At 64.5% G+C, this 22,050-nt stretch carries 22 protein-coding genes; 14 read left to right on the top strand and 8 right to left on the bottom strand.

The features are described 5' to 3' along the window. Window positions 1–2 precede the first annotated feature (2 nt). The gene (locus G6N64_RS28215; RefSeq protein ID WP_163801057.1) at window positions 3–1,205 is read right to left on the bottom strand and encodes an FAD-dependent monooxygenase; all 1,203 of its coding nucleotides are present in this window, start codon (window positions 1,203–1,205) and stop codon (window positions 3–5) included. A gap of 104 nt (window positions 1,206–1,309) precedes the next feature. Between G6N64_RS28215 and G6N64_RS28210 the strand changes: the two genes are divergently transcribed. Continuing rightward, entirely contained in the window at window positions 1,310–1,780 is a 471-nt protein-coding gene (locus G6N64_RS28210; protein WP_163801056.1) for a MarR family winged helix-turn-helix transcriptional regulator, read from the top strand. A gap of 198 nt (window positions 1,781–1,978) precedes the next feature. Here the strand turns inward: G6N64_RS28210 and G6N64_RS28205 are convergent, their stop codons facing one another. Further along, entirely contained in the window at window positions 1,979–2,539 is a 561-nt protein-coding gene (locus G6N64_RS28205; RefSeq protein WP_163801055.1) for a hypothetical protein, read from the bottom strand. A gap of 357 nt (window positions 2,540–2,896) precedes the next feature. Here G6N64_RS28205 and G6N64_RS28200 point away from each other — a divergent pair, with 357 nt between their 5' ends. The 4 genes from G6N64_RS28200 to G6N64_RS28185 all read left to right on the top strand — a co-directional run bounded on the left by G6N64_RS28200 (window position 2,897) and on the right by G6N64_RS28185 (window position 6,732). Then, a complete protein-coding gene (locus tag G6N64_RS28200) occupies window positions 2,897–3,574 on the top strand; it encodes a hypothetical protein (protein WP_246230842.1) in 678 nt (225 codons plus the stop codon). Between the two features lie 18 nt (window positions 3,575–3,592). Beyond that, entirely contained in the window at window positions 3,593–4,360 is a 768-nt protein-coding gene (locus G6N64_RS28195; protein ID WP_246230841.1) for a bestrophin-like domain, read from the top strand. Window positions 4,361–4,924: 564 nt separating this feature from the next. Then, complete coding sequence (locus G6N64_RS28190; protein WP_163801053.1) at window positions 4,925–6,064, top strand: sensor histidine kinase; 1,140 nt, start codon at window positions 4,925–4,927, stop codon at window positions 6,062–6,064. A 23-nt stretch (window positions 6,065–6,087) separates the two neighbouring features. Continuing rightward, window positions 6,088–6,732: a response regulator transcription factor gene (locus G6N64_RS28185; RefSeq protein WP_246230840.1), complete on the top strand. Its 645-nt coding sequence runs from the start codon at window positions 6,088–6,090 to the stop codon at window positions 6,730–6,732. An 84-nt stretch (window positions 6,733–6,816) separates the two neighbouring features. Here G6N64_RS28185 and G6N64_RS28180 read toward each other — a convergent pair whose 3' ends face one another. The 3 genes from G6N64_RS28180 to G6N64_RS28170 form a co-directional block, all read right to left on the bottom strand. Further along, on the bottom strand, window positions 6,817–8,433 hold the full coding sequence (locus tag G6N64_RS28180; protein ID WP_246231347.1) for a multicopper oxidase family protein: 1,617 nt from the start codon (window positions 8,431–8,433) through the stop codon (window positions 6,817–6,819). A 184-nt stretch (window positions 8,434–8,617) separates the two neighbouring features. Continuing rightward, window positions 8,618–9,262, bottom strand: coding sequence for an adenylate/guanylate cyclase domain-containing protein (locus tag G6N64_RS28175; RefSeq protein ID WP_163801050.1), 645 nt, complete (start codon window positions 9,260–9,262; stop codon window positions 8,618–8,620). Window positions 9,263–9,374: 112 nt separating this feature from the next. Beyond that, window positions 9,375–10,001: a class I SAM-dependent methyltransferase gene (locus G6N64_RS28170; RefSeq protein WP_163802182.1), complete on the bottom strand. Its 627-nt coding sequence runs from the start codon at window positions 9,999–10,001 to the stop codon at window positions 9,375–9,377. 304 nt (window positions 10,002–10,305) lie between these two features. Between G6N64_RS28170 and G6N64_RS28165 the strand changes: the two genes are divergently transcribed. The 5 genes from G6N64_RS28165 to G6N64_RS28145 all read left to right on the top strand — a co-directional run bounded on the left by G6N64_RS28165 (window position 10,306) and on the right by G6N64_RS28145 (window position 14,443). Next, complete coding sequence (locus tag G6N64_RS28165; protein ID WP_174266896.1) at window positions 10,306–10,716, top strand: ArsR/SmtB family transcription factor; 411 nt, start codon at window positions 10,306–10,308, stop codon at window positions 10,714–10,716. Then, window positions 10,716–12,683 (top strand): heavy metal translocating P-type ATPase, encoded by a 1,968-nt coding sequence (locus G6N64_RS28160; protein ID WP_163801049.1) that lies wholly within the window; start codon window positions 10,716–10,718, stop codon window positions 12,681–12,683. The genes G6N64_RS28165 and G6N64_RS28160 overlap by 1 nt, the downstream gene beginning before the upstream one ends. After that, complete coding sequence (gene lspA, locus G6N64_RS28155; RefSeq protein ID WP_163801048.1) at window positions 12,680–13,186, top strand: signal peptidase II; 507 nt, start codon at window positions 12,680–12,682, stop codon at window positions 13,184–13,186. The genes G6N64_RS28160 and lspA overlap by 4 nt, the downstream gene beginning before the upstream one ends. After that, window positions 13,183–13,788, top strand: a complete 606-nt coding sequence (locus tag G6N64_RS28150; protein WP_163801047.1) for a cadmium resistance transporter — start codon at window positions 13,183–13,185, stop codon at window positions 13,786–13,788. Before lspA ends, G6N64_RS28150 begins: the two co-directional genes overlap by 4 nt. A 61-nt stretch (window positions 13,789–13,849) precedes the next feature. Further along, complete coding sequence (locus G6N64_RS28145) at window positions 13,850–14,443, top strand: TlpA family protein disulfide reductase (RefSeq protein ID WP_163801046.1); 594 nt, start codon at window positions 13,850–13,852, stop codon at window positions 14,441–14,443. Window positions 14,444–14,480: 37 nt separating this feature from the next. On the opposite strand, the gene G6N64_RS28140 is transcribed toward G6N64_RS28145, so the two are convergent. Further along, on the bottom strand, window positions 14,481–14,993 hold the full coding sequence (locus G6N64_RS28140; RefSeq protein ID WP_220100559.1) for a helix-turn-helix domain-containing protein: 513 nt from the start codon (window positions 14,991–14,993) through the stop codon (window positions 14,481–14,483). 272 nt (window positions 14,994–15,265) lie between these two features. Then, a complete protein-coding gene (locus tag G6N64_RS28135; RefSeq protein WP_163801045.1) occupies window positions 15,266–15,934 on the bottom strand; it encodes a peroxiredoxin in 669 nt (222 codons plus the stop codon). 253 nt (window positions 15,935–16,187) lie between these two features. On the opposite strand from G6N64_RS28135, the gene G6N64_RS28130 reads away from it, so the two are divergent. Then, window positions 16,188–16,955, top strand: coding sequence for a cytochrome c biogenesis CcdA family protein (locus tag G6N64_RS28130; protein ID WP_163801044.1), 768 nt, complete (start codon window positions 16,188–16,190; stop codon window positions 16,953–16,955). A gap of 561 nt (window positions 16,956–17,516) precedes the next feature. On the opposite strand, the gene G6N64_RS28125 is transcribed toward G6N64_RS28130, so the two are convergent. Beyond that, a complete protein-coding gene (locus tag G6N64_RS28125; protein WP_163801043.1) occupies window positions 17,517–17,786 on the bottom strand; it encodes a metal-sensitive transcriptional regulator in 270 nt (89 codons plus the stop codon). A gap of 302 nt (window positions 17,787–18,088) precedes the next feature. Between G6N64_RS28125 and G6N64_RS28120 the strand changes: the two genes are divergently transcribed. The 3 genes from G6N64_RS28120 (at window position 18,089) to G6N64_RS28110 (ending at window position 21,828) form a co-directional block, all read left to right on the top strand. After that, on the top strand, window positions 18,089–19,468 hold the full coding sequence (locus G6N64_RS28120) for an MBL fold metallo-hydrolase (RefSeq protein ID WP_163801042.1): 1,380 nt from the start codon (window positions 18,089–18,091) through the stop codon (window positions 19,466–19,468). 213 nt (window positions 19,469–19,681) lie between these two features. Beyond that, on the top strand, window positions 19,682–20,455 hold the full coding sequence (locus tag G6N64_RS28115; protein ID WP_163801041.1) for a sulfite exporter TauE/SafE family protein: 774 nt from the start codon (window positions 19,682–19,684) through the stop codon (window positions 20,453–20,455). 23 nt (window positions 20,456–20,478) lie between these two features. Continuing rightward, on the top strand, window positions 20,479–21,828 hold the full coding sequence (locus G6N64_RS28110) for an MBL fold metallo-hydrolase (RefSeq protein WP_163801040.1): 1,350 nt from the start codon (window positions 20,479–20,481) through the stop codon (window positions 21,826–21,828). Window positions 21,829–22,050 lie beyond the last annotated feature (222 nt).

Raw genomic sequence — 22,050 nt, 5'->3', positions numbered from 1 at the left:
TCCTACGCGGCGGGGTAGTCGGGTAGGACGAGGTCGTCGGCGGAGACGCGGACGAGCCGCTTGCCCACCAGCTTCGTGATGGCCTTACCTGCGGGGCTCGTCACCAACCGTGCACCGGTGTGGACGGCGCGGATACCGGCGCGGGTGCGCGGGTTCATGCGCCGCAGCATGCTCATCTTGACCGGCGCGGTCTTGTCGACGTGCTGCTCGCGCATGAATCGCTCGTAGCTGGCGAGGGCGGCGAGCACGTCGTCGGTCGCCGCGAGTTCACCGGCGAGGACGTAGGCCCCGATGAGAGCCATGCTGGTGCCCACCCCGCCGAACGTCGCGTTGCAGAACGCGGCGTCACCGATGAGCGCGATTCGGCCCTTGCTCCACGCGGGACTGTTCACCTGCCCGACGGCCGAGAAGTAGAGCGGCGCACCGTTGTCGAGTGCGTCGAGGATCCGGGGTGCAGCGCCACCGACGTCGGCGAAGGTGCGCTTGACGATGGTGATCTGGTCCGCGACGTCGAGCGTCTCGAGGCCGCGCACGTCCGAGATGAAGGTCAGGATCGCGCGGGTGGTGCCGAGGTTGTCCGGACGCCAGTGCACGGAGCGCGAGCCCGGCACATGCTGCCAGTTCCACCACGGTTCGTCGGAGTCGTCGCGCGGGATCGTCACGTAGGCGAAGAACATGCCGAGTTCGTTCACCTCGGCGGAGGTGACGAACCTACGCGAGCGTGACCGCAGTCCCTCGGCGATGACCACGAGGTCCGCCTCGAGGGAGCTTCCGTCGTCGAGCTGCACCGTCACGCCATCGCCGTGGTCGGCGAGGTCGGCGATCCGGGTGTCGAAGCGATACTCCGTGTCGGGCCGCGAGTGCTCGATGACGATGCGGGAGAGTTCGCCGCGCAGGATCTCCAGTTCGGCGGTGGCGCCATCGGCCTCACCGGGGGCGCTCATCGGGAACGAGGCGGCCAGAGCGCCGTTCTCGTCGAGGAATCGCATGCCGATCTCACCGGTGTTGGCGGCTCGGATGTCGCCGTCGATGCCCATGCGGCGTGCGACTTCGCGGGCGGCGCCGCGGATGTCGACGTTCTGTCCCTCGTCGCGGCGCTCGGGGTAGCGCTCGATCACGGTGGTGCGCCAGCCCCTGCCGTTGAGTTGGTGGGCCAGGGCGGGTCCGGCGATGCCGGCGCCGGAGATGACGGCGTGACGGGTCATGGGTTCGGAAGTCCTTTCGGGCAGTGCGGTGCGTCTGCACCCGTGCCATCGATAACTAGATTAACGTAATACTCGTTGATCGAGATACCCATGGTGGAGGCGGCGTGAAACATCAGCGAGACGAGTCGGGTCAGTGGCTCGCGGGACTGAGCAAGCCGATGCTGTCGTTGCGGACGTTCCTGACCGCTCACGACGAGATGCAGCGACGGCAGGCGCGGCGGATGGCGATCAACGCCACCGACATGCAGGCGTTGCGCCTGCTCGACCTGCACGGGGAGATGGGTCCGACGGAGCTGGGCCGACGTCTGGACCTGCGCTCGGCGTCGGTGACCGTGCTGCTGGATCGACTGGAGGCCACCGGCTACGTCGAACGCGTCCGCGACGAGCGCGACCGGCGACGCGTGACGGTCCGCGCCCTGCCCGACGCACTCGAGCTGCTGTTCGACACGTGGGCGCCCGTCGTGCGCGCCCTCGACGACGTCGGACACGGACTGACGCCGGAGCAGCAGGAGGTGGTGTCCGCGTACTTCGACCAGATGTCCGCCGTGCTCGCGGGTGACGTGGTGGAGTATTGACGGGTTCGTCGCGAGCGTCGACGAGTCCACGTTGGGCGTAGTTCGGTCGTTCCGGTGGCGAGCCCCCGTGGTTCCCGTCCCCTGGACGCAGGCGTACACGACGATCGTCCTGTCCCACAGGTGCGTCGGCGTCTCGTGACCGCCCGTTAGCGGGTCAGCCGGATGTGCCGGATGTCCTCGAATTCACGCACGGCGGAGTCATTGCATCTGGTCGAGCATGGTCGAGAAGGCCGCCTTCAGCGTGAGCGCCTTCTTGATCTCCTGGGCGGTCACGTACGGATACTCGCCGTACTCCAGAAAGCTCGGAACGTGATGCTTGCGGACGAACTCGACGAATCCCTCGGGACGGTCCCGCCAGTCTTCGGGGAAGCCTTCGAGGTTCTCGAAGGTAGTTGCGATACCCGACTGGCTGAACAGCATCACTGCGTCCTCGGTGTACTTGTCGAAGTCGGTGTCGAAGATGCCCTGGTATTGGAAGTAGAGGTCGTCGCCGATGGGGAACAGCTGCCACCGCAGGAAGTGCAGCTTCAGCGGATCCAGAACATTCGGATTGGCTTCGACCGCTGATTGGATGGTTCTCCCGTGTTCGCGGATGGCCTCTTCGCGTCCCGGTATGACCTTGGCGATGATGGTGAAGCCGTAACAGGCAGGAGTGCGCGGGAATACTGGTCCGTACCGTCCCCGCTCGAGTTCGAAGTAGCCGTCCTTCGGGATTGCCATCGCCGCCGGCCTGCTCCAGTCCTGATCTGTCGTAGTCATGGCGACTCCTCCTCGTGCAGCTGAGCTATCGGCCGGACACTACGCCCGATGGTCGGTTCGCGGGTGTGATCGAACCGAAGATCGCCACGACGACCGACGTGCCGTCGTCGGACGCACGACTTCGATTGTCACGCAACGGTTTGTGAGATGTCCGGTATCTGAGTCGGCTGGTTTGCAACCCGTCGATCGTTGCGTTGCACACGAAGGTAAACGCCTCAGCACGACGGCGCGAGATTCCTCCATCGCCAGATGCGTCGGATGTAAGGCCGAGAACCCCTTGGCCACGAGGGTCACCGCCGCGATGGAAGAATCTGCCAATATCGTCTATTGCACCGAATCAAGTGCAACGCTCGAGTCGTGGCCAGGCTGGAAGCCGACGGCTCGTCTCCGTCGAAAGTCGTTGGATCATTGACGACGCCGCGCGCCGCGGCGCTGGCGGGCGTGGTGTTCGCCGTGCTCTTCATCATCGTGGTGCTCTCGGTCCGGGCTGCCATGCCGGAGAGCGCCGACGGTTCGGTCGATTGGGTGGAGAGCCGACGTGGCGGCATCCGCGTCGCGGCGATGTTGATGCCCTTCGCCGGCATCGCCTTCCTGTGGTTCATCGCAGTGGTCCGCGACGGGCTCGGTTTCTTCGAGGACCGCTTCTTCGCGACGGTCTTCCTGGGCAGCGGTCTGCTGTTCCTCGCCACGATGTTCTTCGCGACGAGTGTCGCCGCGGGTCTCGCGGCCACCGGCACCGACACCGATGACGAGACGATGGTGTTCGCCATGACCGTCGTTCTGGGCACCTGCAAGACCTTTGGTACCCGAATGGCGGCTGTGTTCATGATCTCCCTCGCCACCATCTGGATGAAGACGGGGCTGATGCCGAAGTGGCTGGTCGTGCTCACCTACGCGACCGCCGCAGCTCAAATGATCGCCGGCGAACTCAGCATGTGGGTGACGGCGGCGTTTCCCGTCTGGGTCATCGTGGTGAGCGGTCTCCTGTTGACGCGCGCGGGGTTCCGCGAACCCGCCGATCGATCGACGAGGTGAGCGGTGGCCGGGACGAATGTGTTCGGACTGTGGACCTTCCTCCTTTCGGTCATCGCCGTGTCGGTCGCGGTCGCACTTGCCGCGGTGTGGCTGTCCAATCGCGTCTTCGGTCGCCAAGATGGCGAGTTCACGTCTTCGCTGTCGCCGTTTCTCACGACGGTCGCCCTGGTCTATGGCGCACTTCTCGGTTTCACCGTCGTCGTCGCGTGGGAACAGTTCTCCTCCGCTGAGGCGACGGTCAGTCACGAGGCGTCCACCTTGACGACGATGTATCGACAGACGGTCGGAATGCCTCAGCCCGAGCAGCGGCTGCTGCGAGAAGCAGTGCGTAACTACACCGTGTCGGTTTCCGAGGAATGGGACAGCCAGTACGAGGGCGACGCCAATGACTCAGCGCGCTCGGCGATCACGGACATGTATCGCATCTTGGGCCACCAGGGAGCCGTTCAGTCGACCAGCTCCCTCGACGGCGAATTCCTCAAGCAGGTGGCGGAGTTGGCGTCCGATCGAAATGCACGATTCCTCGACGCGAAACCACGGATACCCGGTCTGCTCTGGGGCGGACTGCTGTTCGGTGGTCTCCTCCTCATCTCGATGCTGGCCATGTCGCGACCCGTCGACCGACGAGTGCAGATCGTGCTGACCAGTTCAGTGGGTGTCCTCCTTGGCCTGTTGTTGTTCATCGTCTTCTGGCTGGACCGTCCGTTCGGACGCGACTTGGGCGTCACGCCGGAGCCCTTCACCAACGCCCAGATGACATTCGACGCCATCGACGAGAGCACTTGAGCTTCCGCCCGACGTGGTCTCGCCGCCGCTGGGCGCGAGTTCGACCGTCAAGGCCGTCTGCCAGACTGCGGTATTCCGTGGCCTGAGCACGAGAGCGGGTTCTCGATGGATACCCTTTGAATTGCAACGCCCCCATAGCCCAATTGGCAGAGGCAGCGGACTTAAAATCCTCTGAACTGGGCGTTTGTTGCGTTTGACGCCGACGGTGGCAGTTGACGATATTGCCTTGACCTGGGATTTCGACGTTGGCCGCGTTGGGACGTCGCGAGGCGGAGTGAAACCACTGCGGTATCTACTGCGGTACCGACCGTTGAGCCGTGAGGGCCGTCGGACGCCCTTCCTTTTCAGACCGCGGCCAGAACATGCACTGCATCACCCGGCTTTCACACCGACACTCGCGGGGCCGAACAGCGCAGTTCTACTAGTGCCCATGCGGGGCTCGAGTGACCGCTGCGAGGGTCCTCATCTTCCCGGAGTGGCGATCGGCCGGTTTCTCGCAGGTGTGTCCGCGTAAGGGACAATCGGTCAATGAGAGCCCGCTTCTCCGCTGCGAATCGTTGGTGGATGGCGGCGATGACCGGCGTTGTGTTGTCGGTCAGTACCTTTCCCGGCCAGTACAGCCCCCCGTCGTGGGTGTGGCTCACCTCGTTGGTGCTCGCCGGGCTGTACCGATTCGCTGGGCGCTGGCCACTAGCGGTGTTGTCAACACAGTCGGCGTTGGCAGTTCCGCTGATGGTCACGGACTTGTGGGGCATGTCCGATCTCATTCCACTCGTACCTGCGCTCACCCTGATCGAGTTGATTGCCCGGGCACAGTCGGATCGGGACGCGTGGGTTCGAACCTGGAGTCCGCAGGTCTTGGGATCGGTCGCCTGGGCCGCGGCGCTGCTCCTCGGTCGATTGCTCGAGGGTCCGATGCGGGCGTCGTTGTTCGTGGGGGTCGCCTTATCGGTGGCCATTCCAGTGTTGGTGGGTCTGTATCTGCATGCGCAGCGCGCACTGGCCCAAGCGGCACAAGCCCGTGCCACTGACGCCGAACGTGTGAAGGAGCGTTCGGCGGAGCTGGCTCGCTCTGAGGAGCGGGCGGCCCTCGCTCGGGAACTACACGACCTCGTTTCACATCGAATGGCTTCGATTGCGCTGAGTTCCTCAGTAGCGCTCCGATATTCGGCTGAGATGGGGAACGACTTGCGAAGTATCATCGAGAGTGTCCACGATGAGGCCGCCGCGGCGATGACGCAACTGAAGGACCTACATCTGCTGCTTCGCCATGCCACGGCGCGTACCGAGCCGTCGTCCGTCGAGTTCGAAACTCGACTGGTCACGATGCTGCGCGGCGCGCGAGCGGCAGGTCTTCGGATCGAGGACGATGGCGTTGCCAACGCTCCGAGCGAATGGGATGGGCGGACCCGGTTGGTCGCGCTCGATGTCGTCGGCGAGGCGGTGGTCAACGCGATGCGTTACGCGCGGCGCGAGTCGACGTTATCCCTATCCCTGCGTATGGACTCGAGTCAATCCACCGTGACGGTCACCAGTGTGTTGGACCGCACGCTGCCAGCTGCGGTACCCGGGGCCAGTGGGATGGGGTTGGCTGGGATGAGGGAACGTGTCCAGGCCAGCGGTGGCACCCTGACTGCCGGCCCGGTCGGGCGTCACTGGGTGGTGCGGGCCCAGCTGCCTCCGAGTGCAGAAGGAGCGACGTAATGGAATGCAGGCCGCGTACGGTCGTGATTGCTGACGATCAGCGACTGGTCCGGTTGGGACTTCGGGCCTTGCTCGACAGGGAGCCTGATCTCGTCGTGGTGGGTGAGTCCGCCGACGGGTCTGCGGCGCTGCGCATGGCTCGCGAATTGCGCCCCGACGTCATCGTCATGGATGTCCGTATGCCGGGGCTCGACGGGATCTCGGCAACTCGTGAGATTCTCCGCGGCGACCCCGAACGGCTCGTGGTTGTGCTGACCACATTCGACGACGCCGAGTACGTCGACAACGCCATTATCGCTGGGGCCCGCGGCTTTTTGGCGAAGGATGAGGATCCACAGCAGATCATCGACATGGTGCGGGGTGTGCTGGCCGGACACATCTTCATCCCTGATGCCCACGTCAAACGGTTGGTGGCGGCCGCGTCGCGAGAACGGCTGACGGCAACGCCGATAGCCCTCGGCGCCCGAGAGGCCGAGGTCGCCGGAGCGGTCGTGCGCGGTCTGAGTAACCAGGAGATCGCAACGCTCACCCATACCAGCGTGTCGACGGTGAAGGCGACGCTGGCCGGCCTCATGGACCGCACCGGCAAGAACAACCGGGTGCAATTGGCGTTGGCGCTGTATCCGCTGGTAGGCCCGCAGCCCGGTGCGTGGGACTCGGTCGTGTGAAGGCCTGGTTGACTGCGCTGCGCAGGCGGGGAAGACACGAACTGTCGGGTCCCTGACCGTGCTGCGGCGCATGGGATCTGTGGGTCAATTGCCGCCGTACGGTATGCGTTCCATGCCGGAATGATCCGACGTGGCGGGCATAGTGCTCTGTCCGTGCTGGAAGCCTTCTTCGGTGCCGATGAGCGTGTCGGGAACGCCGCCGGGCTCGACGACCAGGAATTGCCCCATCATGCCCTGGTCCTCGTGGAACATCAGGTGGCAGTGATACATGTAGGGCCACCGAGTGTCGGTGTAGTCGGTGAACCGAACCGCTATGCGCACTACCGCCCCCGGCGACAGCAACACGGTGTCCTTCCATCCGTCGGTGAGCATCGGCGACCTTGTTCCGGTGACGTCTATGACGCGGAATTGGGCGTCGTGGACGTGAAAGTTGTGGATCCAGTTGTCCTTATTGCTGATCGTCCAAACTTCCCACTGGTCCACCGCCACGATCTGGTCGGCCTTGGACATGTCCATTCGCGTTCCATTGATCATGAACCACTGCAAGTCGAACTCGCGCGTGATGGTGCCCTGCACCGGTGGCTCGGCAAGGCTGGGATTGAGCACCGCAGGCAACATCCCTGCGTGCGCGATCTCTATGTGGGAACCTCGCAATTCGATCAGGTCGAACTGGTCGGCCAACCCGAAGTCGGGCGCGTCGCGATCGTCGACGTCGAGGTTGCCCCGGATCGGCTTGGCTTGGAGCTTGACGGTTTCGCCTGCCGCAATCTCGACGACGATCTCCACCCGCTCACCCGGGCTGACGATGACGCTGGTGGCCGGCTTCGGCTTCTCCAGATACCCCCCGTCGGAAGCCACGATCTGATACTGACGGTCATCGGCGAAGGCCACGTTGAACACCCGCATGGTGGACCCATTGAGGATGCGCAGTCGGATACGGCTGCGCTTTGCGTCCAAATACACTCCGTTCCAGCCGTTTACCGTGACCGTGTCTCCGAGCAAGCCGAGGTCGGGCAGGTCGGATTCGTCGAGCTGCCCGTCGCCGAGGAAGCGGCGATCCTGAAGCACTATCGGGATGTCATCTATGCCGTAATCACGAGGCAATTCGACCGCGGTGGGATTGTCGTCGTCGATGATGAAGAACCCGGCCAACCCTCGGTAGGCGTGCAGACCGGTCTTTCCGTGCGGGTGGGGGTGATACCACAATGTCGCGGCCTGTTGATTGATGATCCACGACGGCGACCACGTCGCATTCGGTTCGATCGGTTGGTGCGGCCCGCCATCGTGGACGGCCGGGAGGTGCATTCCGTGCCAATGCACTGTGGTCGCCTCGGGAAGCCTGTTCTCCACCTCGACACGCACCGACTCGCCTCGGCGCGCGCGTAGCGTCGGACCCAAGATGCTCTGGGAGTACCCCCAGGTGTCGGTACCCACGCCCGACTTGATTTCGGTGGTGCCGGCTCGTGCGGTCAGGGCGAATCGCCGTTCCCCGTTGCTGAGGGTGGACTCAGCAAGCGCAGGGATTGGTAGGGCGCGCAGTCCGCGGCCATCTGTGGCGGGGGCTCCCACCGTGCCCGATTTGGAACTTGCTGCTTTGCAACCGACGACACTGACGGCAGTCGTTCCCAACGCCGCTAGCACGAACGTCCGCCGGCTCACGCCGGCGCTCGTGTCGATCCCTGATTTCCGACCACACTCCATAACGGCCATGGTGGCCTGTTGCGACGGCAGGAACAGTGGCCGAGAGGCCACGGATCCTCAACCCGATGGCCATGAAGTCCTCTAGCTCTTCCGGGCTCAACCGCTTCATGGTGGGTATGTCCGAAGGACCGGCTTCGGGTCCGAGCTGATCGCCGTGTTGGCTTGACGAGTCGGCTTTGCCGGCTCAACTGCCCTCGTTGTTGGCCGAGTACCGTTCGGCGCATCGGCTGGAGCAGAACCAAACGTCTTGACCGTCCACTCGCAAGTGGTAGCTACTCGTACGCGGATCAATTCGGATGCCACAAACGGGATCAAGGGGGTGCCGCGGTGGTGGGAGCAACACGCGGTACACCGCCATGGGCGAAGCGATATTGCGGAGCGAGGTGGCGCCCAACGGGTGGATCGCTAGCCCCAAACCTTCGCAGGCGGGCAGTATCGGAGCGGTGACGATCGCCTGGCCTGCGCCGGCGAGCGCCGTCACGCGTGCGGCGGTGTTGACTGCGTGCCCGAAGAAATCGTTGTGCCGTTCGACGGCACTCCCGTGATGGATTCCGACTCGGAGCACGAGAAACGCGTCTTCGGCAGCGGCGTAGTCGGCCAGCGCCACGATCGTCGCCATCATCTGTGCAGGATTGGGGGCGTGCAGCATCACCGCGTCACCCATGCTCTTCACGAGGCTGACGTGCGGGGTGAGCGAGTCTCGCGTGAGGTCGACCAGCCGGCCGGCGAGGTGCGCGGCTTCCTCGTCGCCGCACATTTCGGTCAAGGCGGTGAAGCCCGACAGGTCGACGAATGCGAACGTTGCGTCCGCGGGAGCGGCCTCACTCATGGCGACCATCCTCGTTCACAACGGTGGTCGATGCAGTCGGCCTGCGCGATATGCCGTCACGGATCCGAGGTCGTCCGAGGGTGAGCATGAACCGGCTCACGTGGCGGCGCCATCACCGTGCACCGCCGTTGCTGAGCGGCTTGGTGGCGACGCCGAGTAGGTAGTCGCCTTGAACGCGGGTGACAGAGCCGAGGACGAGCAGGCGGTGTCGGCGAAGCTCATCAAGAAACTGTTCAGCAGTAAATCGGTCATCGGTGGGATGGTCGAACAGTCGTTGGTAGGTCAGACGGTTGAGGGCATGTGCGGTCACTTCTTCAAAGTAAAACCGCCCGCCGGGGGCGAGCACCCTGGCGGCTTCGGCCACTGCAGTACGCCACTTCGGGATGTGGTGGACGATGCCAAAATCGAACACTGCGTCGTAGCTGTCGTCGCCAGCGTCGAGCGCGGCCCTCAGATCAGTGGCGCTTCCGCGGACCAGCGTGACTTGGTCGCCGAAGGGGGTCAGTCGCCTTTGGGCGCGATCGATCATCATCGGGTCCAGATCGAGAGCATCGATCCGGGAGGCACCGAACTGTTGCAGCACCAGCTGTGAGCCGTAGCCCGACCCACAGCCGATCTCGAGGGCTGTACTGCCAGGCGGGATACGGCCCCCGAGGCGCAGCAGGACCGGCACCTCGTAGAAGCGTTGTAGCCACCGCCTGGGCGGTGAATTGATCAGGGCGGTCTCGGCCCGGTTCATCAACACGTCCGGAGTCCTTCCCCTTCACGGCCTTGAACGCTGATCGAAGGCGATCCGGCCGGTGACTATCTATGGAAAACGCTATCATCGTTTGATCACGATGAAAAGGCTCTGCGCACTTGCCCGCCCGTAACCCGCCTCGTGATGGGCGGCGCTGCTGCGTCCTGGGGGCAATGGCCCGACGCCCGACATGCGGTCGCCCTGCGTCACCGATGTCCAGGCTTGAACGCGGACCGGGTTCCCGGGACTGCATCGGCACCTGCCCGGACGGGAAGCATCGACAAGGACCGGCTATCATCGAACAATGACGATGAATGAGTCTGACGAGTGCGCGGCTGGCAGCTCGGAAGGGGAAGGGTCCACGAACCTGGATGCTGCGGTGGCGCTATTTCACAGCCTTTCTGATCCTGCGCGGCTGGCGATCGTGCGCCGCCTTTCCGACGGGGAAATCCGGGTAGCCGATCTGACCGGTGAGTTGGGGTTGGCTCAGTCGACTGTCTCAGCCCATGTCGCGTGCCTGCGGGACTGCGGTTTGGTGGTAGGCCGCCCCGAAGGCCGGCAGATGTTCTATTCATTGACCCGACCGGAACTCATGGACCTGCTGGCCTCAGCGGAGACGCTGCTGGCCGCCACCGGCAGCACGGTGGCGTTGTGCCCCACGTACGGAACCCCCGCCCGAATGGGCGCGACCATCGATACAAAGGAGTCTCGCTGATGAGTGATGCCTGCGGCTGCGGCAGCGACGAGCCCCGCGACGCGGACGACCACGACGGCGAGCCCGAACGGCTCTGGCAGATCAAGGAGATGCAGTTCGCTGCCATCTCTGGGGTCTTCCTATTGGCTTCACTGATCGCCGGATTCGTTGATGCCGCAGAGCCGATCGTGCGCTCCCTGGAAGCAGTCGGCCTGCTGGCCGGCGCCTACACCTTCGTCCCGTCCACCCTCAAACGATTGGCCAAGGGCAGGATCGGCGTCGGCACGCTAATGACCATCGCCGCAGTCGGCGCGGTGATCCTCGGCGAACTCGGCGAGGCCGCGATGCTGGCGTTCCTGTTCTCCATCAGCGAGGGACTGGAGGAGTACTCGTTGGCCCGCACCCGCCGCGGGCTGCGCGCCTTGTTGTCACTGGTGCCCGACGAGGCGACCGTCCTACGCGAAGATGGCGAGGAGACAGTCGCGCCAGCGGACCTGCAAATCGGTGACCGCATGGTGGTCAAACCCGGCGAGCGTGTTGCCACCGACGGCGTCATCCGTCACGGCCGCACCGCACTCGATGTCTCGGCCATCACCGGTGAGTCGGTCCCCGTCGAGGCCGGCCCGGAAGACGAAGTATTCGCCGGGTCGATAAATGGCACCGGGGTACTAGAGGTGGAGGTCACCACCACCGCCGAGGACAACTCCTTGGCGCGCATCGTGCGCATCGTGGAGGCGGAGCAATCTCGTAAGGGCGCCTCCCAACGCTTGGCTGATCGTATTGCCAAACCGCTGGTACCGGGGATCATGATCGTCGCGGCGTTGATCGGGGTCATCGGAAGCCTGTTCGGTGACTCGGCTACTTGGATCGAGCGTGCCCTCGTGGTGCTGGTCGCCGCGTCTCCGTGCGCATTGGCGATTTCAGTGCCGGTCACGGTGGTGGCGGCCATCGGAGCGGCCAGCAAGCTCGGCGCTTTGGTCAAGGGCGGCGCCGCACTTGAGGGGCTCGGCAGGATCCGCGGCGTCGCACTAGACAAGACCGGCACGCTGACCGCGAACCGGCCCGCGGTCATCGACGTGGCCACCGCAGCAGGTGCGACCCGCGAGCAGGTACTGGATTTGGCCGCGGCCCTAGAGGCGCGCAGCGAGCACCCATTGGCCGCAGCGATACTGGCCGCCGTCGACGAAGTCACCCCTGCCGATGACGTCGAAGCCGTCACCGGCGCTGGACTCAGCGGCCATCGCGACGGGCGCATCATTCGCCTGGGCCGCCCCGGCTGGCTGGAGCCCGGCCCGTTGGCCGGCGACGTCGCCCGGATGCAGCAGGCAGGCGCGACCGCCGTGCTGGTCGAAGACGATGGGCAGGTCATCGGTGCCGTCGCCGTGCGCGACGAGCTGCGCCCCGAAGCCGCCGAAGTCATCGCGCAGCTGCGCAGTGACGGTTACCACGTGGCGATGCTCACCGGCGACAACCACACCACCGCAGCTACTTTGGCCCGCGACGTCGGCATCGACGACGTGTACGCCGAGCTTCGCCCCGAGGACAAGGCACGGCTGATCGAACAGCTGCGGAGCCAGCGCCCCACGGCGATGGTCGGCGACGGCGTCAACGACGCTCCCGCATTGGCCACCGCAGACATCGGCATCGCGATGGGCGCGATGGGCGCCGACGTGGCCATCGAAACCGCCGACGTGGCGTTGATGGGCGAAGACCTGCGCCACCTGCCCCAGGCATTCAGCCATGCGCGCCGGGCGCGCCGAATCATGCTGCAAAACGTCGGCTTGTCACTCGGGTTGATCATCGTGCTGATGCCGCTGGCATTGTTCGGCATTCTCGGATTGGCAGCGGTCGTCCTGGTTCATGAACTCGCCGAGATCGTCGTGATCGCCAACGGGGTGCGCGCCGGACGCGCCAAACCGCTAGCCAACGCGGCACTGGAACGTGGTGCGCAATCGATTCGCCCGACCGTGGTGGGTGCGCAGTCGTGACCGGCGGTCATTTGAGCCCAGAGGCCACGGTGAGGCGGGGGCGGATCACCCTGGCCGCGGCGGTGGTCGTGGTTGCGGCACTGGACCTGGGCTTGAAGGCGTGGGCCGGCCGCGCACTGATCGGCGGCAACACAACAGATCTCGGGCTGCTACATCTGCGATTGACGTTCAACCCCGGTGTGGCCTTCAGTCTTGGCGATACCCTGCCCCCGGCGGCCTTGCTCGGCGTCACCGGCCTGATCGTGGCCGGTTTGGCAGTGTTCGCGGTACGCCTCACACGCACGGCGGCGCTGCCCGTCGTGCTGGCACTAGCCGCGATGCTGGGCGGCGCGGTGGCCAACGTGATCGACCGCGCCGGTGATGGGCTGGTCACAGATTTTCTGCATACGGGCTGGTTTCCGACCTTCAACCTCGCCGACGTCTTCGTCGTCACCGGGGCAGCCGCACTCGTCGTGGCCAGTTGGCGGGCGAGCGCCACCGCTGACTCGGAGGTGAACGGATGATCTTGTCCTCGGTGCTGCCCGCGATCGGCTTGTTCATCGTCACCAACATCGACGACATCATCGTCCTTTCATTGTTTTTCGCCCGCGGCGCAGGCCAACGTGGCACCACGGCCCGGATCGCTGCCGGGCAATATCTCGGGTTCGCCGGAATCCTGGGTGCGGCCGTGCTCGTCACCCTGGGTGCGGGCGCGTTTCTCCCGCCAGAAGTCATCCCGTACTTCGGGCTCATCCCGCTGGCGCTGGGATTGTGGGCGGCATGGGAAGCCTGGCGTGGCAACGACGATGACGATGACGATGACGAGGGCAGAGTCGCTGGAAAGAGCGTTGGTGTTTTGACCGTCGCAGCGGTCACCTTCGCCAACGGCGGGGACAACATCGGCGTCTACGTTCCGGTCTTCCTCAGCGTGGGTCCGGCTGCCGTGGCGGCGTATTGCGTCGTCTTCCTGGTGCTCGTCGCGGTGCTGGTCGTCGCCGCCAGATTCGTCGCCACCCGCCAACCGATCGCCGAAGTCCTCGAACGCTGGGAACACGTGCTCTTCCCAATGGTTCTAATCGGTCTGGGCGTTGTCATCCTGGTCAGCGGGCTCGTCTTCGATAAGTGAGCAACCACCAAAATCGGCGGCGAACTGCGCGTCAACGCGAACAATCGAGAGGATCTCCCGCATGTCTTGCCTCAGGCGAATCGTCGCCATCGTGGCGGCCCTCGTCGTCGGTGCTCTAGTGGCCGGCTGCACCACTGGCGAGGATGCCGTGGCCCAAGGCGGTACCTTCGATTTCGTCTCACCGGGCGGCAAGACCGCAATCTTCTACGACCCACCCTCGGTGCGGGGCACCATCGGTGATCTAACCGGGCCCGATCTGTTCACCGACGAACCGATCCGGCTGTCGGACTTCACCGGCAAGGCCGTCGTCATCAACGTTTGGGGCTCCTGGTGTGGGCCCTGCCGCACCGAGACTCCGGAACTCGAAAGGGTCTACGCCGAATACCGGGACCGTGGCGTGGAATTCCTCGGTATCGACGTACGCGACAATCGCGACACCGCACGCGACTTCATCACCGACCGCAACGTGCAATACCCCTCCATTTTTGACCCCGCAATGCGCACCCTCATCACCCTGGGACGCACGTATCCAACCAGCGTGGTGCCCACCACGATGGTCCTCGATCGCCAACACAGAGTCGCCGCGGTATACCTCATGGCACTACTGGCCGAAGACCTAAGACCGCTACTGGACCGCCTGACCACCGAGCCCTGACACACCGCTCGGCGGCCTTGGTTCGCCCCTTTAATGGTCAGCGCCCAACCGGCGGGCGGGATCGCTCAGCGTGTCCGACGTCGGTGGCGGCTACGGGTTGCTGCCTGTTTCTGCGACGCCCTGCGGCACACCGCAAGGTCAGCGTGAGGCACGAACCTGTTCCCGACGGGCGACGCTTGACGCGTTCAGCCAGCACGGTCCCGAAATCGCGTGAATAGGGCAGGTCTCGTTGTCTCCGGCCGAGCGCATCGTCGATTAAGGCGAGCGCGGCTTGCGCTCCGGCGATGCGCCAGCTCAATGCGTCGTGTTGGTGTTGTAGGACCATTTTGCGCCCGGGGGAGGTGCCCACGATCGTTAGCGCTCGGACGTCCTCCAAGCATATACAGGCCATCTTGGCCAGGACAATCGCGGCCACTCGATAGCGATCGGCGAGTCCGTAAGCGCGGTGACCGGTCGAGGTGCGGTGCGGAATCACCAACCCCATCGATTCACAACGGCGCAGCACTTGGGTGGCCAGCCCACGATTCTCGACCAGTTCGCCGATCGGCAACTCTTGAGATCACCGCATGACTTGACGTCGACATCAAGATTCGCCCTAGCGGCCGTGTTGACACCCCCTGGGCTCGACGACCGACACAGCCACCCCTCGCAGCGTTGCCTCTAAGCCCACGCCGATCGGATGTGACACCTATGACTTCGACCAAGGTCGTCGCCCCGCAATACCTCAGCCACTCCCGGTAGTACTTCTTCGTGTGGGCGGTCGTGCTCTGTAGCGTTGGGGTTGGCGTAATGCACGTCGGTCCCGTCAGGTGTCCAGTCGGGCTATGCGGGCGATAATGGGCTGGGGACGATGCGCAGGTAGGGCCGGGGTGCGTGCCACCCGTTGGGATAGATTTGGTGGGCTTCTTCGTCGCTGACCGAACCAGCGATGATCACGTCGTCGCCTTGGCGCCACTGCGCTGGTGTGGCGATCTTGTGAGTGGCGGCCAACTGCAACGCGTCGATTACGCGCAGCACCTCGTCGAAGTTGCGCCCAATGGTCATCGGGTAGATCAACATTAGCTTGATCGTCTTATCGGGGCCGATCACGAAGACGTTGCGCAGGGTCGCGTTCTGCGCTGGGGTGCGGTCGGTGGGATCGCCAGCGGCGTCGGCGGGCAGCATCCCGTAGGCCTTGGACACCGCGAAATCGGTGTCGGCGATCATAGGATAGTTGGGCGCGGCGCCCTGGGTGTCGGCGATGTCCTGCGCCCAGCTGACGTGGTTGTCGAGCGGGTCCACCGACAGTCCGATGATCTTGACGTCGCGCCGGTCGAAATCGGGTTTGATCTTGGCCATGTAGCCCAATTCGGTGGTACACACCGGGGTGAAGTCGCGGGGGTGGGAAAACAGCACTGCCCAACTGTCGCCGATCCAGTCGTGAAACCGGATTCGGCCTTCGGTGGTGTCGGCCTCGAAGTCCGGGGCGGTGTCGCCGATCGTCAGTGTCATCGCAAACCTCCACTCTTAGGAAGGGGCACGCCCCACTCCGCCTAACATCTACGTACACACACAGTAGGAACTACTGACCGTCTTCGCCACTGCGGCTGATATGGGCGTCACCCCCCGCCGATGGTCTCAAAATCGTTCCCGGGCTAGGTTACTAACCTGTGTAGTAGATACGTAGGTGATGCCATTGGATCGGATGGGCGTGGGTGGACTTCGACAGCGGGGTACGAGGAGCGATCGATATGCGTAGCCGCCGATGAACGGGTTCACCGAGATCGCCACGTCGGGGCACGTGTTGCTGGCAATGCTGGTGTCGGCGTTGGCCGGATTGGTGTCATTTGCATCGCCCTGCGTGATCCCCCTGGTACCGGGGTACCTGTCCTATCTCGCCGCCATAGTCGGGGTCGACGACAGCAGCCAGTCGACGTCGCGGAGTGCGCGACTGCGGGTGGCCACGGCCGCTGGACTGTTCATCGCCGGATTCACAGCGGTGTTCCTGGTGGGCACCATCGCGATCCTGGGCCTCACGGCGACCGTGATCACCAATCAAGTGTTGCTGCAGCGCATCGGCGGTGTGGTCACCATCGTCATGGGGTTGGTCTTCGTGGGCTTCGTGCCCGCGTTGCAACGCCAGGCCCGGTTCACCCCGAAGTCGTTGTCGACCATCGCAGGCGCTCCGATGCTGGGCGCGGTGTTCGGTCTGGGGTGGACCCCGTGTCTGGGGCCCACCCTGACCGGGGTCATAGCCATGTCCTCGGCCACCGACGGGTCGGCCATCGCACGCGGGGTGGTCCTCGTCGTTGCCTACTGTCTGGGCCTGGGCATTCCCTTCGTCCTGTTGGCGCTGGGGTCTGCGCGCGCGGTACACGCGATGGGATGGCTTCGCCGACACACCAGGGCAATTCAGATCTTCGGCGGTGTACTACTGATCGCCGTAGGGCTGGCATTGGTGAGCGGATTGTGGAACGACTTCGTCTCATGGGTCCGCGACGCATTCGTCACCAACACCACGCTGCCGATATGATTCAGGCCATCGCCGCGCTGAGCGCTTCGGTCGAACGATGGTCGCGCTCGATTCGATGTCCAACGATCAGCTTCAACGACCTTCTCGGTGGAACCCCTCCGGCGCATACCCGGTCGGTGTCAGGGTTCATGATCGAACCGGTCACCCAAACTCGTTGCTCTCCAACAGCGGTATTATCGCTGCCACGAGGTCTTGCCCTTGCCTTGCCCGGCTGTGCGTCCGCAGCTGACGAGCAGTCGTCCGCTCGCGGACAGAGCTGCATAGGCAGCTGTCAGCGCGGCCGCAGCGTAAAGATCGACCTCCAAGTCCGCGGCACTGTCTGGACTGAATAGGTCGAGATCGACGACCCGAACAAGCCAGCCGACCGTCGCGAGAACAGCGGCGACCGTGACAGCACGAAACTCGCGCGATCGCCAGGAAAGTCGCGGGAGCCAAGCGGACCGGTTGCGGGAACTATCGTCGTCAAGAGCGCGCGTGCGATGCCAGCCGTGATCGTGATCGTCGGACATTGTCACTCCCTCCTCGTCGGCGTGGCGAAGCACCACGACGACGTCCGTCGCGTTAAGCGAGTGCGAGGAACAGCTTCTCCAGCTCCGCCTCGGTCAACGGCTTGTCCGCGCCGGATTGTTCGCCGGTGACGCAGTCGCGTAAGCCGGTGGCGACGATCTTGAAGCCGGCGCGGTCAAGCGCGCGCGACACGGCCGCCAACTGCGTTACGACGTCCTTGCAATCGCGCCCTTGTTCGATCATCGAGATGACACCAGCGAGTTGGCCTTGCGCCCGCCGCAGCCGGTTGAGAACTGCATCAATGGCCTGTTGGTCGCCGACCATGGTGGTTCCTTTCGTTGCCGCTTGCGCACAGCGTACCCGTGGGGGTATCGGCTGTATCGCTCAACCGTGGCGTCGGTGTGGACATTCCGCGTTTCACGTAGGAGTCCGACCTCTGCTCAGATGCGCTCGACTGGACGTCTGACTGTTTGCGCCAGATATACCGGTGGGGGTATCGTGAGCGAATCGCACAAATACCGGCGGGGGTATTGCAGCTCTGCTGCGACGTTACCCCCGGGGGTATTAGTGTCCATGTGCCGGGTTATCGACGATCGGCACCCGCACCGTACGGAAGGGAATCAATGATGATCTTGGAGCAGTACTACATCGAGTGTCTGTCACATGCCTCGTATCTGGTCGGAGACGACACCACCGGCCGCGCGGTCGTGGTGGATCCACGCCGTGACATCAGCGAATACCTGGCCGACGCGGCAAAGTTCGGTCTGACGATCGATGGGGTGATCAATACCCACTTCCATGCCGACTTCGTGTCGGGCCACCTCGAATTGGTCGATGCGACCGGCGCGTGGATCGGGTTCGGTGAAACCGCTGAGACTGACTATCCGATCCGTCGGCTGGCCGACGGGGAGCACGTGTCTCTCGGCGATGTGGACCTGGAGATTCTGTCGACCCCGGGCCACACCTGGGAATCGATCAGCGTGCTCGTCCGCGAACGTGCCGGGGCCGAGCCGGTGGCAGTGCTCACCGGTGACTCGCTGTTCATCGGCGACGTTGGGCGCCCAGATCTCGCCAACATCGGTGACGGCTCCACCAGTGATCTGGCCCGGGCGATGTACCGCACGTTGCACGGCACGCTCATGACTCTGCCCGACAGCGTGACGGTGATGCCTGCCCACGGGGCCGGCTCGTCGTGCGGAAAGAACCTTTCGACCGAGCTGACGTCCACGATCGGTGAACAGCGGATGAGCAATCCGTCGGTGCAGCCGATGACCGAGGAGGCCTTTGTCGCGATGCTCACCGAGGGCCAACCCGCTGCGCCGGCGTACTTCGCCTCCGACGCGGCGATGAACAAGCGCATCCACCCCTTGCTGCAGGCCGACCGCACCGTGCCCGAGGTAACACCTCAGCAGATCCGCGGTGCGCTCAACGCCGGCGTGCGGGTGCTCGATGCCCGCAGCGTTGAGGATTTCGCCGCCGGGCATCTACGCGGGACGGTCAACGTCGGCTTCGACGGCCGGTTCGCCGAGACCGGCGGCATGGTGGCCGACGTCGGCGAGCAGATCGCCCTGATCACCTACCCGGGTGATGAGCAGCAGGCGGCGCTACGGCTGGCTCGTATCGGCTCCGATGGCGCCATCGGCTACCTGAACGTGAACCGCGACGGGGAGTTCCCGGCCGAGTTCGCCGACCTCGTCCAGGCCGCACCGCGCACCACGGTCAACGAGCTAGACGAGCTGCTGGCTGAAAACGCTGTGACGCTGATCGACATTCGCAACCCCGGCGAACGCGACGGCGGCGTCATCCCCGACTCTCTGCACATCCCGCTCGCCCAATTGCGTGTGCGTCTCGGCGAGGTACGGACCGACAAGCCCATCGTCGTGCACTGTGCCGGTGGCTGGCGTTCCAGTGTGGCCGCATCGTTGTTGCGTGCCAACGGCATTGGCCGGGTGTCCGACCTGCTCGGAGGATACAACGCGTGGGCCGACGCCCGCGCAGAAGTCTGACATGACAGATCAAGGAAGGAGTACACGTTATGTGTCACGCCGTCACCTGCCGGGTGTGCGGCAAGGCGAGCTGGGATGGTTGCGGTCACCACGTCGAGAAGGTGATGAGTTCGGTGCCCGCCGCGCAACGGTGTCGATGTGCGAAACGGGGGGAGCGGCCGCGCGGGTTCGCCGCGATGTTGCGGCGCCGGCAACCGGGGTAGGGGAACTGTCATGGCGATCGCCCTAGGCCTGGCCCTTGGTGCGCTCATCGGCGTACTGCTGGGTCTGCTCGGCGGCGGGGGATCCATCCTCGCCGTTCCGGCGCTGGTCTACGGCATGGGTTTCGACGTCGAGCAGGCGATCCCCATCTCGCTGATCGTCGTCGCCGCGGCTTCGACGGTCGGGGTGCTGCCCAAGATTCGCGCCAAGCAGGTGCAGTGGCGCATGGCGGGGATCTTCGCAGCCGCCGGTCTACCCGCCACGGTTGCCGGCAGCGCCATCAGCGCTCATCTTCACCAGTCGGTCCTGATGCTTGGCTTCGCGGTCGTGATGGTGGTCGCCGGTGTCCGAATGCTCGCCGACCAGGGCGCCACCGGCACGGCCTGCAAGATCGATGCCGGACAGGTCAACTGGCGCCGCTGCGCACCTCGATCGATTGGTGCCGGCCTGCTGGTCGGATTGCTCACTGGACTGTTCGGCGTTGGCGGTGGGTTCCTCATCATCCCAGTTCTGGTGGTGGTGCTCGGCGTCGAAATACAAACGGCCGTAGGCACGTCACTGCTGATCATCATCGCGAATTCCGTCACCGGCGTCTTCTCTCACCTCCAAGGCGTCAACGTCGATTGGCAGGTCACCGCCGCCTTCGTCGCAGCCGCAATGGCCACGGCACTGGTCGCCGGATTCTTCGGCACCACGACCGACACCACCCGGCTGCAGCGCTGGTTCGCCTACATGGTGTTTGCCGTCGCCGCCTACGTGCTCGTCGACACCCTCATCCTCAACTGACCCAACGATCAAAGGAACAGAACATGGACGTGTCGATCGTCGAAACCTCCGGACTCGGAGACCGCAGCTACCTGATCAGCCACCACGGCATCGCCGTGGTGGTCGACCCGCAACGAGACATCGACCGCATACTCGCCCTCGCCGACGAGAACGAGGTCCGCATCACTCACGTGCTGGAGACCCACCTGCACAACGACTACGTGACCGGAGGACTGGAACTGTCACGCACCGTCGGCGCCGACTACGCGGTACCCGCCGGGGATGACGTCGACTACAGCCGCCGCCCGGTGGCCGATGGCGACGTCATCGACGCCGGACCGATCCAACTGCAAGTGCTGCACACCCCCGGCCATACCCATCACCACGTCAGCTACGTGCTCCGCGACGACGCTGGCGCCATCCACGGCGTGTTCACTGGAGGCTCGATGCTCTACGGCACCACCGGACGCACCGACCTCATCGGACCCGACGACACCGAGGAACTGTCACACGCCCAGTACCACTCCGTGCACAAACTCGCCGACCTACTGCCCGCAGACACCCCGATCTACCCGACCCACGGCTTCGGCAGCTTCTGCTCGGCCACACCAGCGTCCGGAGACTCCTCGACCATCAAGGAGCAGTTCAAGACCAACCCGGCCTTGACCAAAGACGAGCAGAGCTTCGTCGACGAACTACTCGCGGGACTGTCGGCCTACCCGGCGTACTACGCCCACATGGGTGTCATCAACAGTGCAGGACCCGCACCAGTGGACCTGACGCCACCGGCACCGATCGACCCCATCGAGCTGCGCCGCCGAATCGACGCCGGCGAATGGGTCGTGGACCTACGCACCCGCACAGCGTTCGCCGCCGGACACCTACCCGGCACCTACGGGTTCGAACTGTCCGGGTCATTCGTCAGCTACTTCGGTTGGCTCTACGACTGGGGCGCCCCGATCACGGTGATCGGAGACTCACCCGAACAGGTCGCCGAGGCCAAACGTGAACTGGTGCGCATCGGCGTCGACCGGCTCACGGGCGCGGCCACCGACGACATCGACACACTCACCAACGGCAGCCAGCTCGGATCCTATCCCGTCGCCGACTTCGCCCGTCTCGCAGAACAACTCGGCACCGGATCGGCTTCCATACTGGACGTGCGCCAAACCCACGAGTACGACAAAGAGCACATCCCCGGCGCCACCAACATCCCCCTCCACGAATTGCCCGACCGCCTGAATGACGTGCCCGCCGGACCCGTCTGGGTGCACTGCGGATCGGGCTACCGCGCCTCCATCGCGACCTCCCTGCTCGACCGCGCGGGCTTCGACGTCGTCCTAATCGACGACAACTTCGCGGAGGCCGGTAAGCAACGTCTGACCGCGCGATAAACCCCTCCGCCAGGCCACTCGTAGGAAGAACGTCGACTCGAGTCCATGATGCGGGTGGCATGCCTTCGCTGGCAGGGGCCGCGGCCGAGAAGCTGCTTCAAGGCTTAGGTCGTCGTCTTGCTCACATGCTCGTTAATAGGGACTGTCGTGACGGAGTGGCACCACAAACAACAGGCTAGGGGGTCGCCGGTGTCAGGTTGCTCTTGGCTTGCGCCTACTTCA

The sequence above is a fragment of the Mycolicibacterium sediminis genome (assembly GCF_010731735.1).
In the GTDB taxonomy this organism is placed as follows: Bacteria; Actinomycetota; Actinomycetes; order Mycobacteriales; family Mycobacteriaceae; genus Mycobacterium; species Mycobacterium sediminis.
Note: the sequence above shows the minus strand (reverse complement) of the source record. Positions and strands in the feature narration are given on the sequence as shown.